Here is a 13,552-nt window from a genome sequence, read left to right on the forward strand (position 1 = left end):
GATGAAAGCATTCCGCACGAAGGTGAGAAGCGCATCAAGCGGAGGTTTCGCGACAGCGCCGGGCGATGGTGTGGATCCCGCGTCCCGCGGGCAGCCGAGCCTCGACGAGGGAGTCCGGGAGGCCGGCATGTTCGACGGATTCGAACTGACGCGGTGCGAGGGCGACGACGGCGTCCGGCTGCGCGTGCGGCACGGCGGCAGCGGCCCCGCCGTGCTGCTCCTGCACGGGCATCCCCGTACGCATGCCACCTGGCACCGTGTCGCACCGCTGCTGGCCGCGGCGGGCCACACCGTGGTCTGCCCCGACCTGCGCGGCTACGGCCGCTCCGACAAGCCCGCGACCGACCCGGAACACCGCCCGTACTCCAAACGGGCGATGGCCGGCGACTGCCTCGCGGTCATGCGCCGGCTGGGACACGAGCGGTTCGCGGTCGTCGGGCACGACCGCGGCGCGTACGTGGCGACCCGCCTCGCCCTGGACCACCCCGGGGCGGTGTCCGCCGTCAGCGTGCTGGACGCGGTCCCCATCGGGGAGGCCCTGCGCCGCTGCGACGCCGGCTTCGCCGCGAGCTGGTGGCACTGGTTCTTCCTCGGCCAGACGGACAAGCCCGCCGAACGCGTCATCAACGCCGACCCCGACGCCTGGTACACGGCGAAGCCCGAACAGATGGGTGCCGAGGCGTACGAGGACTACCGTCACGCGATCCACGATCCGGCCACCGTGCACGCCATGTGCGAGGACTACCGGGCCGGCCTCGGCATCGACCGCGAGCACGACGACGCCGACCAGCGGGCCGGCCGGCGCATCGACCGCCCGCTCCAGGTCCTGTGGGCCACGCGGGACGACATGACCGACCTGTACGGCGACGTCCTGGCCGTCTGGCGCGACTGGGCGGGCTCCCACCTGGAGGGCGGTCCGATCGACTCCGGGCACCACATGGCCGAGGAGGCCCCGGAGACCCTCACCGACGCACTGCGCGGGTTCTGGGCGAGCACCGGACACCCGCCCGCGACCGAGTAGCCCTGACGCCGGCGGGGACACCGGGCGAACGGCTCAGCCCCACCTCCCCACACCCTCTGGAGAGCGGTCCGACCGACTCGGGGCCACACATGGCCGAGGAGGCCCCGGAGACCCTCACCGACGCACTGCGCGGGTTCTGGGCGAGCACCGGACACCTGCCCGCGACCGAGTAGCCCTGACGCCGGCGGGAACACCGGGCGAACGGCTCAGCCCCACCTCCCCACACCCCTCTGGAGAGCGGTCCGACCCACTCGGGGCACACATAACCAAGGAGGCCCCGGAGACCCTCACCAACGCACTGCGCGCGTTCTGGGCGAGCGCCGGCTGAGTCACGGGCGCCTGCGCGCGGTCAGGTGGCCCGCGTCTGCGCACCCTGGGGCGTCTGCACCCCCTGGGGAAAACGCGTCCCCGTCAGCTCCTCCGACACCGTCCACAGGCGCCGGGCGACGGCAGGGTCGCTCGCCGCCGCGCTCCGGCCCACCAGGGTCGGCGCACCCCTCATCTCACCGAGCCCGTCCGGACCGACGTAACTCGCCCCCGGCAGCTCCTGCGTCGCCGCGTACAGCGTGGGCAGTGCGCCCGCGCGGTCGTCCTGCGCCAGGAACCTGTTGCCGAGCTTCATGAACGCCCGGGCCGCCGCACTGGCCGCGTGGCTCTGGAGGTTGGTGGCCGAGTAGCCGGGGTGGGCCGCCAGGGCGCGGACCCCGGAGCCCGACTCCGTCAGCCGGCGCTGGAGTTCCAGCACGAACAGCAGGTTCGCGAGCTTCGACTGGCCGTACACGCCCCTGGGGTCATAGGCCGACGTCCTGTTCAGGTCGTCGAAGTCGATCCGCTGGTCGCCCCAGCGGTGCGCACCCGAGGACACCGTCACGACCCGGTCGGTGACGTGCGGCAACAGCAGGTTCGTCAACGCGAAGTGGCCCAGATGGTTCGTGCCGAACTGCATCTCGAAGCCGTCCGCCGTCCGCTGCTGCGGGACCATCATCACGCCCGCGTTGTTGATCAGCAGGTCCAGCGGACGGTCCCACCCCGCCGCGAACTCCCGCACCGACGACAGGTCCGCCAGATCCAGCCGCCGGACCTCCGTGCTGCCGTTCACCGTCCTCGCGGCCGCCTCACCCCGCTCCGGGTCCCGAACGGCGAACACGACGTGCGCGCCCGCCTCGGCCAGGGCCTGCGCGGCCCGGAGTCCGATCCCGCTGTTCGCCCCCGTGACCACCGCCGTACGGCCGGTCTGGTCGGGGATGCGGGTCGCGTTCCACTTCTGCTGCTTGTCCGTAGCCATGCGCTGAATGTAGACGCCGCCAACAATGCTGTCAATGACAACAATGATGCCGCTGCCAACAATGCTGGCATCGCCTACATCCGGATACGATGGCCCCCATGCCAGCCGAGAAGCCCGAGACCCGCCCCTACCACCACGGAGACCTGCGCTCCGCCCTCCTCGCCGCCGCCGAACACACCCTCCGCGACAAGGGCAGCGCCTCCCTCTCCCTGCGGGAACTCGCCCGCGACCTCGGCGTCAGCCACGCCGCCCCCGGCCGGCACTTCAAGGACAAGCAGGCCCTGCTCAACGCCCTCGCGCTGGTCGGCTACGACCGCATGGCCGAGGCCCTCGAAGCCGCCGACGAACCGGGCCTCCGCCTCCAGGACCGCCTCACCGTCCTGGCCCGGACGTACCTGGGCTTCGCCATCGACAACGCCGCACTCCTGGAGCTGATGTACGCCCGCAAGCACGAGCCCGACGCCGCCGAACAGATGGCCGCCGGGATCGACCGCACGGTGGGCGCCCTGGCGCGGGCCGTCGCCGCCGCCCAGCAGCGCGGCGAGATCGTCGACGGCGACCCCGAGCTGCTCACCGTCGTCGTGGGCACCGCCCTCCACGGCCTCGCGTCCTTCGCCGCCACCGGCATGTTCACCACCGAGGCCGCGATGCAGACCGTGCCCGAACTGGTCCACCACCTGATGTACGGCCTCAAGCCCCGCTGATCCGGATCCTCCAAGTACCGTCAGGCACCCGGGAGTTGTGTGCGACGCGTGTAGATGGTCAAGCCGTGACCATCCCCCGCCCATCCGCCGGCCATTGATCAGCAATCGCCCAACGCCCTTCGGTAAGGCGGAAGTCAGGATTCCACCGCCTGTCTTGTTGTCACGTACTCAACAAAGGGATGGTCTTCGCGGGTCGCCGCCCCCACCGGGAACCTCACCGGTGGTCCCCCACCGCAGGCCTCTGCAACCACTCCCAGGAGGCTGTACGTTGCGTACTTCCCGTTCCCCCCACATGTCCGGCAGATGGCGCCGGGCCGGCTCCACCGCCGTGGCCACTTCCGCCCTCGTCCTCGCCGGACTCGGCACCGCCGTCCACGCGACCGCCGCCACCCCCGACCACGTGAGCGCCAAAGCCGTCGCCACCGCCGTCGCCAAGGCCCACGTGCAGTACGAGAGCACGTGCGGCGCCACCCCCAAGAAGGGCTACGCCGCCTGCAACGCCCTGCGCGTCACCGGCGGCACCACCGCCTTCATGGAGAAGCAGGCCGCGCTGAAGGGCGTCACCGCCAAGACGCTCAAGCCGAACGCCTCCTCCGCGAGCCCGACCGGCTACGGCCCGAGCGACCTCCAGTCCGCGTACGGTCTGACCTCCGCGGCCGCGAACAACGGCTCGGGCCAGACCGTCGCCATCGTCGACGCCTACGACGACCCCAACGCCGCGGCCGACCTGGCGACTTACCGCTCGTACTACGGCCTGTCGGCCTGCACCACGGCCAACGGCTGCTTCAAGAAGGTCTCCCAGACCGGCTCGACGACCTCCCTGCCCACCGCCGACAGCGGCTGGGCGGGCGAGATCTCCCTCGACCTCGACATGGTCTCCGCCATCGCCCCGAACGCCAAGATCCTGCTGGTCGAGGCGAGTTCGTCGAGCATGGCCAACCTGGGCAAGGCGGTGAACGAGGCCGTCACCCTGGGCGCCAAGTTCGTCTCCAACTCCTACGGCGGCTCCGAGTCCTCCTCGGACACCTCCTACGACTCCTCGTACTTCAACCACCCCGGCGTCGCCATCACCGTCTCCGCGGGCGACGAGGGCTACGGCGCCGAATACCCCGCCGCCTCCAAGTACGTGACGTCGGTCGGCGGCACCGCCCTCAAGACCTCCTCCACCAGCCGTGGCTGGACCGAGAGCGTCTGGAACACCAGCTCCACCGAGGGCACGGGTTCAGGCTGCTCGTCCTACGACGCGAAGCCCTCCTGGCAGACCGACACCGGCTGCACCAAGCGCATGATCGCCGACATCTCCGCCGTCGCCGACCCCGCCACCGGCGTCTCCGTCTACGACTCCTACGGCTCCGACGGCACCGGCTGGAACACCTACGGCGGCACCAGCGCCTCGTCCCCGATCATCGCGTCGGTGTACGCGCTCGCGGGCACCCCGGGCAGCAGCGACTACCCGGCCCAGTACCCCTACAAGCACACGTCCTCCCTCAACGACGTGACCTCCGGCAACAACGGCTCCTGCTCGACGAGCTACTTCTGCACCGCAGGCTCGGGCTACGACGGTCCGACCGGGTGGGGCACCCCGAAGGGAGTAAGCGCCTTCACCAGCTGACTCTCCGTCAACGGACGGGCCGCGGGCTCCCCTACCGCGGCCCGTCCGTCATGCCGGCGGCCTTCCGGGTTAGCCTTCACCCGCAGAACATCGGTGCCAGAAGCGCCGCAGGTCGTAAGAGGGGTCAACGACGGAACCATGGGCCAGGTTCCGCTCAGGCCTCATTGCCCGGCGTTACCTGCCGTGATACACAGAGTGACCAGACAGTCATTCGTACGAAACCCGCCAACCAATGACGCCAAGTCGACATACGACGGCAGAATTGTCGGCGACAATGAGGCCTGACCTCTGCGCACACGCAGGGGAGACGGAACTACCCACCAGGGGCGGTGACTTACATGCTCTTTGCGGCCGACAAGGGAGACATCAACACCATCATCGGCGGGATCGCTCCGGACTGGGGCCCCTTCGGGGCACTGGGGACCGAGGCGAAGACGATGATCCAGGTCGTCATGGCGGTCGCCATCCTGCTCTGCCTCGGCATCGCCATCTGGGGCGCCGCCAAACAGCGCATCGGCGCCACCGCCCTGCGGGACACGTTCAGCGCGGAACAGGGCAAGGGCCTCATCATCGCGGGACTGACGGGAGTCTTCATCATCGGCTCCCTGGGCACGCTCTTCACCATCGTGTACGGCATGGCCGTATAGCCGCCGCGTCCGGTCGACGCACCTCCGGCCCGGCCGGGCGCGCCCGGTACCCCCTACCCCACCCGTCCGCAGTGCCCACCGGCTGAGGTTGCGTTCCCCCGATGTCTCCGATCTCCTCGATGACTCCTATGACTCTGATGCCGAGTCACCACACCGCGCCCGCGCGGGAACCAGCCCGGCTACCGTCGTACTCCTACGCGTTTTCCCGCGCTGTTCCGCACCACGTCGAGGGGGCGTAAGCGGCATGAGTCTCGGAGACGACCAGGAGGACTCCGGCGGTTACGGCGGCACCGGCCAGACCCGCACACACCTGCCGGGCGGCACCACGGACGTGTACGGCGGCGCCCGCCGCTCCGGCCGCTCGTCCTCCAGAAGCCTGGTCACCGTGGTCGGCGTCGTCGTCCTCCTGATCGCCGCGATCGCCTTCGCGAACCGCGGAGGCGACGATTCCTCATCCTCGGCGCAGGGCACGGGCGGCCAGCCGAACGCCACCACCACGGCCCCCACCGGCACCAAGCCGGTGCAGTCCACCCCAGGCACCATCCCCACCGGCTACGCCCACGACGCCCAGGGCGCACAGAGCGCTGCGGCGAACTACGCGACGGTACTGGTCTCCGCCGACATCCTGAAGCCGGCCCAGCGAACCGAGATCGTCCAGCGGGTCTTCGTGACCGACAAGCAGGCCACCCTGACCGCCAAGTTCAACAAGGCCTACTCCGGGGACTTCCTGAGCAAGCTCGGCCTCGACCAGAACGGCGACGCGGCCGCAGGTCACACCTACGTCTCCCGCACCGTCCCGATCGGGACCAAGGTCACGAGCGCATCGGCCACCTCAGCAGCCGTCGAGGTCTGGTGCACCGGCTTGTACGGCACAGCCGGCGCCGATTCGACCGACCCGGTGACAAGCGACTGGTTCACCATGACCCTCCACATGCGCTGGGCCGACAGCGACTGGAAGGTCGACAGCTTCTCCCAGAAGAACGGCCCCGCCCCCGTCCCCGGAGACGACAAGGCGTCCAGCGCCGACGACATGGCCAAGGCCGTCGAGGAGTACGGAGGGTTCACTTATGCCCGGTAGCCAGCGCCTCGTACTCAAGGCCGCCGCCGCAGTCGTCACCGTACAGACCGCCGTTGTGCTGCTCGCCGCCCGCGCCGCAGCGGCACCTACGCCAACGCCGACCCCCACCGAGTCGGCCGACAACTGCAGCCTCCTGTCGGGCCAGGCCAAGCAGATCTGCGAAGGTGACTCCTCGGGCGGATCCTCCGGCGGATCCCCCTCCCTGGACCCCACCTCCACCCTCGACCCCATGTCCTCCCTCGCCAAAAGCTGTGCCAAAGCCGCCGCCTGGACCATCGGCAAGCTCAGCGAGGCCGTGAAGGAGACCGCGAACGTCGACTTCACCAACCAGAAGTTCCTCCAGCAGTACGCCGTCGTCTTCGCCGCGTCGACCATCCTCACCCTCCTCCTGTGGCTGCTCGCAGTCGCCAAGCGCGCGGTACGAGGCGTCCCCCTCACCACCGCCATCAGCGAGGCGATCGGGTTCCTGTGGCTGACCGTGCTCGCGTCCGCCTTCACCCCCCTCATCCTCTACACCGTCGTCTCCGCCACGGACGGCGTCTCAGAGGTCCTCGCGAAGGCCACCGGCGACCAGACCGACACGTTCTTCGGCACCTTCTCCGGCGCCCTGGAGAAGGGCAACGACATCGGCGGCGGCCCCATCATGCTGATCGTCGTCTCCCTCGTCAGCATCCTCGCCGCCGGAGTCCTCTGGCTGGAGCTCGTCATCCGCGCCGCGCTCCTCTACGTCGGCGCCCTCCTCGGCACCGTCGTCTACGCCGGCCTCGTCGACAAGAACCTCTGGGGCCACGTCCGCCGCTGGGCCGGCATCATGATCGCCGTCATCCTGGTCAAACCGGTGATCGTCATCGTCCTCGGCCTCGCCGGCGCGCTCTCCTCCGACGACGGCCCCGACGCCTTCTCCGCCGTCGTCTCCGGCCTCGCCATCATCCTGCTCGCCATCTTCGCCAGTGCGATGATCTACCGTTTCGTCCCCGGCTTCGGCGACGAGATCGCCGGCTCCCGCAACAACCGCATCATGCAGAACGCCGAGGGCAAGGCCGCCGCGGTCATCAGCTCCCCGGCCACCCTGGTCGCCCAGGGCATCAAGACCCACAGCTCCCGGGCCGACAACAACGGTCAGGCCTCCGGAGGCTCGGGAGCCCGCCCGAGCAACCCGGCGTCCGGCGGAGTCGCCGCCCACAGCTCGCGCACCCCGAACGGAGGCGGCGGATCTGTCCCCTCCGCCGCTCCCGCTCCCCGCGCGGGCAACGCGGTGAACACCCCGCACGCCGGCAACCGCAACACAGGCAGCAACAGCACAGGAGGTGACGGGCGTTGACGACCGAGTCCCACGTGTCGCATACGGTCACGCCCCGCCGTACATATCTGATCGGCCGCGCCCGGCCGAACGCGATCGTCGGCCGCAACCGTGAGTCGGGCGAGATCGCGCTCATCATCGTGGGCGCGTTCCTCGGCATGATGTGCGGGCTCCTCGTCCCCGTCCTGTCCCTGCGCATCGTCCTGCTGATGGGCTTCCCCCTGCTCGCGCTGGCCGCGGTCTACGTGCCCTACAAGCGCCGCACCTTCTACAAGTGGTTCGAGATCAACCGCAGTTACAAGCGCACCCTGCGCCAGGGCACCACCTACCGCTCCTCCGTGATGGAGGCCGGCACCCACGTCGACGGCCGCGAGGTCGAGGTCGGCCCGCCCCCCGGCATCGGCCGGATCAACTGGCTCGCCGCCCCGTTCGGGCCCGACGAGATCGCCGTACTGCTCCACGCGGACCGCCGTACCGTCACCGCCGCCATCGAGATCGAGGGCCCCGGTGTCGGCCTGCGCGACTCCGAGGACCAGGAAGCCCTCGTCGACCGCTTCGGCACCCTCCTCAAGCATGTGGCCAACGGCGACGGCTTCGTCACCCGCCTCCAGATGCTCGCCCGCACCCTCCCCGCCGACCCGGACGCCCACGCCAAGGACGTCGCCATGCGCGGGGACGACAGGGCGCTGCCGTGGCTGCAGACGTCGTACGACCAGCTCCAGTCGATGGTGTCGACCAGCAGCGAGCAGCACCGCGCGTACCTCGTCGCCTGCATGCACTACACGCGTGAACTGGCCGCCGAGGCCCACGCGATGGCCCGCGCGGCCCGCCCCCAGTCCGGCCGCAAGCTGGACAAGGACGCCGGCCTCGCGGTCGTCATGGCCCGCGAGCTGACCGACATCTGCTCGCGCCTCCAGGAGGCCGACATCCGGGTACGCCAGCCGCTCGGCCAGGGCCGGCTCGCCTCCCTGATCCACTCCATGTACGACCCGGACCACCCCATCGACCACATCCAGGCGATGACCAAGCGCAACGCCTGGCCGGCCGAGCTCGACGCCATGGAGCCGACGTACCTCCAGGCGAAGACGAGGGAGTCCAGCACCCGCGCGCCCTGGTGCCACGCCACGGCCTGGGTGAAGGAATGGCCGATGACGCCCGTCGGCGTCAACTTCCTGGCACCCCTGCTCGTCCACACCCCGGACGTCATCCGAACGGTCGCCGTGACGATGGATCTCGAGCCCACCGAGGTAGCCATCGAACGCATGTTGACCGAAAAGACCAACGACGAGGCCGAGGCCTCCCGCGCCGCCAAGATGAACCGCACCGTCGACCCTCGCGACGTCGCCTCCCACAACCGCCTGGACCAACGCGGCGAGGACCTCGCGAGCGGCGCGGCCGGCGTCAACCTGGTCGGCTACATCACCGTGTCCTCCCGCAACCCCGAGGCCCTGGCCCGCGACAAGCGGACCATCCGGGCCTCGGCCGGAAAGTCGTATCTGAAACTGGAGTGGTGCGACCGCGAGCACCATCGCGCCTTTGTGAACACGCTTCCGTTCGCCACCGGCATTCGAAAGTAGGGGACCAAGCATGCGGGATCCGCTGTCCGTCCTCAGCGACGCCTTCACCTCCTTCCTCTTCGGAAAGGTCGAGACGACCCGCCTGCCGGTCCGCACCTCCACCGGCCAGGCGCAGGCGGTCTACCTCCCGACCGCCGCGCCCGGCCTCGGCGACTCGGGCGTGATCATCGGCCGCGAGGTGTACTCCGGCAAGGGCTACATCTACGACCCCTTCCAGCTCTACGGCCAGCAGCTCCCGGCACCGCACTGGCTGGTCCTGGGCGAATCCGGAAACGGCAAGTCCGCCCTCGAGAAGACCTATGTGCTGCGCCAGCTGCGCTTCCGGGACCGCCAGGTCGTGGTCCTCGACGCCCAGGGCGAGGACGGCGTCGGCGAATGGAACCTCATCGCGCAGGAGTTGGGGATAACTCCCATCCGCCTGGACCCGATGGCCGCCCTGGACATGGGGATCCGCCTCAACCCGCTGGACCCCGCGATCACCACGACCGGCCAGCTGGCCCTGCTGCGGACCATCATCGAGGTCGCGATGGGCCACGGCCTCGACGAGCGTTCCGGCTTCGCGCTGAAGGTCGCGCACGCCTACGTCAACGAGACGATCGTCGAACGCCAGCCGATCCTCACGGACATCGTGGAGCAGCTACGGCACCCCGAGCCCGAGTCGGCCGAGGCGATGAACGTCGACATAGAGGACGTCCGCGCGTGGGGTCTCGATGTCGCCCTGGTCATCGACCGCCTGGTCGACGGTGACCTTCGGGGCATGTTCGACGGACCGACCACGGTCGGCATCGACCTGGACGCGCCGCTGATCGTCTTCGATTTGTCCCACATCGACCGCAACTCCATCGCCATGCCCATCCTCATGGCGATCGTCGGAGTTTGGCTGGAACACACCTGGATCCGCCCCGACCGGAAGAAGCGCATCTTCCTGGTCGAGGAGGCCTGGCACATCATCGCCAGCCCCTTCGTGGCCCAGCTCTTCCAGCGCCTGCTGAAGTTCGGCCGCAGACTCGGCCTGTCCTTCGTGGCGGTGGTCCACCACCTGTCCGACGTGGTGGACGGAGCGGCGGCGAAGGAGGCCGCGGCGATCCTGAAGATGGCCTCGACCCGGACGATCTACGCCCAGAAGGCCGACGAGGCCCGAGCGACGGGCCGCGTCCTGGGCCTGCCCCGCTGGGCGGTCGAGATCATCCCGTCCCTCACCCCCGGCATCGCCGTCTGGGACGTCAACGGCAATGTCCAGGTGGTCAAACACCTGGTCACCGAGACCGAACGCCCCCTGGTCTTCACCGACCGCGCGATGACGGAGTCCTCCAGCGATCTCGCCGACGAGGCCCTGCGCGCCGCCGAGCTGGAGGCGGAGGAGCGGGCGGCGGCCTTCGTGGAACAGCACATGGGCGACTCCGAGTCGACGGTGGCGTAGGAGGGCGGGCAGTGGTGAGACCGGACGATCGCCACCAGGGCGGTCAGGGAGGCCAGGGAGGCGTCCCTGACGGGCTGTTGGTCGGCATACTCGCCTTCCTCCTCGGCATGACCCTGCTGGTCTGGACGGCGACGGGCCTCGCGGGTCTGTTCGCCCACGGCGACTGGCCGAGCGGCGTCACCTTCACCCGCACCCCGCCGGCCATGCGCCACCTCATCGGCCACCCCCAGGACATCCCCGGCGCCTGGCCCGACACCCCGGCGGGCCAACTCTCCGGCTACGGCCTGGTCTGGGGCCTGTTCATCGGCCAGCTGCTGGTCCTGGTCGTCCTGACGATCTTCGTGATGGGGACACTGGCCCGCTGGAGAGCGGTCCGCGCGAGGACGCGAGCGGAGAAACTGGCGGCACGGGAACGACGTCCGGAACCGGAACCGGCCGACAAGACCCCGGCCCACGAGGTACCGGCTCACGAGGTGGCGATCCCGAGACCGACGCCAGAGCCGCAACCGCAGCCGCAAACACAGCCGTTGCAGCAGCCTTTGCCGGTCACGGTGAGCCGGCCACCCGAGCGAAGCCCGCACCCGGTGACACACGGCGCAGCGGTGAGCGGGTGGGAAACCCCTCGCACCGAAGGCGTGGTGCACTACGGCCCACCGGCGACCCGGCACCCCACCGCGACCCAGGCCATCAGGGACGCCGAAGGCCCCGCCCTCGTCGTCACCTCGAACCCGGCCGTCTGGCAGGACACCAAGGACGCCCGAGCCAAACTGGGCCCGGTCCACGTCTACGACCCCACCCACCTCTGCGACACCCCGGCCCGCCTGCACTGGTCCCCCACCACGGGCTGCGAGACCAAGGAGACGGCGAAGGCGAGAGCCGCCGCGCTGCTCGCCCCGGTCCGCCCCACCGCGAAGATCGACCAGGCCGTGGCCGACGTGGCCGAAACGCTCCTGCGCAGCTATCTCCACGCGGCGGCCATAGAGGCACGCACCATCCGCCACGTCCACCGCTGGTGCCAGGGCACCCAGGTCCAGGACGCGGTGAGAACCCTCCGCACCCATCCCAAGGCGGCCCCGGGCTCCGCGGGCGAACTCGAAGCCGCTCTCACCGCGCACCCCGAACGCCGTGACATCGCGCAGGAGCTGGCCGGCCGAGCCCTCTCGGCGCTCCTCACGGTCAACATCCGCGAGGCATGCACTCCCAACCGAAGTGATGCCCTCGCCTTGGATTCCTTCGCCGACGAAGGGGGCACGCTTTATGTGGTGGGTGAATCCCTCGAGGACCCCAGGACGAACCCAGGCGCGATGCCTCTTCTGACGGCCCTCACCTCAAGCGTGGTCGAGCGTGGCCGGCGCATGGCCGAACGGTCATCCTCCGGTCGCCTCGACCCACCACTGACGCTCGTCCTGGACGATGTCGCAGGCGTGGCTCCGCTTCCCCAGCTCCCGGAGCTGCTGACCGCCGGAGCGGACCGGGGGCTACCGACCCTGGCCCTGCTCCGGTCCCGCGAACAGGCCCGCACCCGGTGGCCGGACGCGGAGTTCCCGGCGTAGGGCTCAGAAGTCGTACACGACCCAGTCGACGACCGGCACATATCCGAGCCGCCGGTAGAGGGCGTTGCTGGTGGGGTTGGCCGCGTCCGTGAACAGCACGACGTCCTCGGCGCCCGCCGCCAGCGCGGCCCGGCTCACCTCGACCGTCACCGCGCCCGCGTATCCCCGACCCCGCAGGTGGACCGGCGTGTACACGGGGTCGACCTGGACGAGCCCCGCGACCATCGGGTTGGCGCCCGCCATGGAGACGGGCGTGCCGTCCGGGGTCTCCCAGAACGTGTAGCTCTTGTCGGAGAAGCGGGTGCCGGCCCAGGTGCCGGCGTCGATGGTGACGGCTTCCCCCACATCCGCGGCGAAGCCACGGCACATACCCATCAGAACGGCTCCGGCGATACGAGCGTGCCGAGACGGTACAGACAGAGCCGGACGCGCTCCCGCGGCGCCGCCCCCGTGCGCCGCTGCCACGGAGCGGAGTCAGGCCCAGCCCGCGGTGGGGCGACAGACGGTAGAAGGCGCGCTGGACCTCGCCGGCCTCCTCCAGCAGACCGAATACGGCTCCTTCGGCGTCGTACACGGCCGCCCCGCGGGCGGTGAGGTGCCAGTCGTCGAGGTGACAGTCGTCCGAGCGCACGCCTCATGATCCCTGACGGACCGGGATGTGGGGCACAGAACTCAGACGCGCTCCAGCGCGAACTCCAGCTCCGACTCCCCCGGAGCCGACCCCAACGGCACGACCACACCCGTGGGCTCGAAACCGGCCTTGCGATAGAACCGCTGCGCCCGCCCGTTGTCCTCGTGCACGATCAGCCGCACCCGCTCGGCGCCATGCGCCCACGCCCACTCCACAGCGGCGTCGAACAGCACATCCGTGAGTCCGCTCCCGCGCTCCTCGGGCCGTACGAACACCCCGACGAGATGCCCCTGCTTCCGCTCGACCGGAAACCCGGCCCAGTCCGTGGTCCCGGGTTCTTCCATCAGCACCGTCGCCGTCCCGACCCACTGTCCGTCCGGCGCCTCGGCGATGACCGTCTGTGCCCCGTCCGCCCCCTCGGCACCCTTGGCCGTCCGCTCCTGCCAGTAGGAGTCGGGCCGTGCGACGGCCGCTTCGTAGGTCTCCAGGAAGGCGAGGGGCGCGACCGGATCCTGAAGTGCCGCGAGCCGCAACTCCTTCGCGGCGGGCCACTCATGGGCGCGGACGGACCGGATCACGTAGCTCATACGGGCCACAGTAGTACTCGGCCGGGTAATGCGTGAAACGAAAAAACCCCCGTGCCGAATGGCACGGGGGTTTTCCCAAAAATTGTTCGGCGGTGTCCTACTCTCCCACAGGGTCCCCCCTGCAGTACCATCGGCGC

At 70.0% G+C, this 13,552-nt stretch carries 11 protein-coding genes and 1 pseudogene; 9 read left to right on the forward strand and 3 right to left on the reverse strand.

Going from position 1 to position 13,552, the window contains the following annotated elements:
- Positions 1-127: 127 nt before the first annotated feature.
- Positions 128-1,021 carry an alpha/beta fold hydrolase gene (locus tag ACIRP7_RS42165; protein ID WP_403671240.1) on the forward strand — a complete coding sequence of 298 codons (894 nt, stop codon included), beginning with the start codon at positions 128-130 and terminating at the stop codon, positions 1,019-1,021.
- A 349-nt stretch (positions 1,022-1,370) separates the two neighbouring features.
- On the opposite strand, the gene ACIRP7_RS42170 is transcribed toward ACIRP7_RS42165, so the two are convergent.
- Entirely contained in the window at positions 1,371-2,306 is a 936-nt protein-coding gene (locus ACIRP7_RS42170) for an oxidoreductase (protein ID WP_403671243.1), read from the reverse strand.
- 89 nt (positions 2,307-2,395) lie between these two features.
- On the opposite strand from ACIRP7_RS42170, the gene ACIRP7_RS42175 reads away from it, so the two are divergent.
- From ACIRP7_RS42175 to ACIRP7_RS42210, 8 genes are all read left to right on the forward strand, one after another.
- Complete coding sequence (locus ACIRP7_RS42175; RefSeq protein ID WP_403671246.1) at positions 2,396-3,010, forward strand: TetR/AcrR family transcriptional regulator; 615 nt, start codon at positions 2,396-2,398, stop codon at positions 3,008-3,010.
- Positions 3,011-3,278: 268 nt separating this feature from the next.
- Entirely contained in the window at positions 3,279-4,622 is a 1,344-nt protein-coding gene (locus ACIRP7_RS42180; RefSeq protein WP_403671249.1) for a peptidase S8, read from the forward strand.
- A 338-nt stretch (positions 4,623-4,960) separates the two neighbouring features.
- A complete protein-coding gene (locus ACIRP7_RS42185) occupies positions 4,961-5,269 on the forward strand; it encodes a hypothetical protein (protein WP_007383036.1) in 309 nt (102 codons plus the stop codon).
- A 244-nt stretch (positions 5,270-5,513) separates the two neighbouring features.
- Positions 5,514-6,347, forward strand: a complete 834-nt coding sequence (locus ACIRP7_RS42190; protein WP_403671252.1) for a hypothetical protein — start codon at positions 5,514-5,516, stop codon at positions 6,345-6,347.
- On the forward strand, positions 6,337-7,668 hold the full coding sequence (locus tag ACIRP7_RS42195) for a hypothetical protein (RefSeq protein WP_403671254.1): 1,332 nt from the start codon (positions 6,337-6,339) through the stop codon (positions 7,666-7,668). The genes ACIRP7_RS42190 and ACIRP7_RS42195 overlap by 11 nt, the downstream gene beginning before the upstream one ends.
- Complete coding sequence (locus ACIRP7_RS42200; protein WP_403671257.1) at positions 7,665-9,224, forward strand: SCO6880 family protein; 1,560 nt, start codon at positions 7,665-7,667, stop codon at positions 9,222-9,224. Before ACIRP7_RS42195 ends, ACIRP7_RS42200 begins: the two co-directional genes overlap by 4 nt.
- 10 nt (positions 9,225-9,234) lie before the next feature.
- Positions 9,235-10,644 (forward strand): ATP-binding protein, encoded by a 1,410-nt coding sequence (locus ACIRP7_RS42205; RefSeq protein ID WP_403671260.1) that lies wholly within the window; start codon positions 9,235-9,237, stop codon positions 10,642-10,644.
- A 14-nt stretch (positions 10,645-10,658) separates the two neighbouring features.
- Positions 10,659-12,197: a type IV secretory system conjugative DNA transfer family protein gene (locus ACIRP7_RS42210; RefSeq protein ID WP_403671263.1), complete on the forward strand. Its 1,539-nt coding sequence runs from the start codon at positions 10,659-10,661 to the stop codon at positions 12,195-12,197.
- Between the two features lie 3 nt (positions 12,198-12,200).
- On the opposite strand, the pseudogene ACIRP7_RS42215 reads toward ACIRP7_RS42210, so the two are convergent.
- Both ACIRP7_RS42215 and ACIRP7_RS42220 read right to left on the reverse strand, forming a co-directional pair.
- A pseudogene (locus ACIRP7_RS42215) lies at positions 12,201-12,792 on the reverse strand (GNAT family N-acetyltransferase); the annotation flags it as partial.
- A 77-nt stretch (positions 12,793-12,869) separates the two neighbouring features.
- Complete coding sequence (locus ACIRP7_RS42220; RefSeq protein WP_403671266.1) at positions 12,870-13,415, reverse strand: GNAT family N-acetyltransferase; 546 nt, start codon at positions 13,413-13,415, stop codon at positions 12,870-12,872.
- Positions 13,416-13,552 lie beyond the last annotated feature (137 nt).

This window comes from Streptomyces sp. NPDC102270 (assembly GCF_044766405.1).
In the GTDB taxonomy this organism is placed as follows: Bacteria; Actinomycetota; Actinomycetes; order Streptomycetales; family Streptomycetaceae; genus Streptomyces.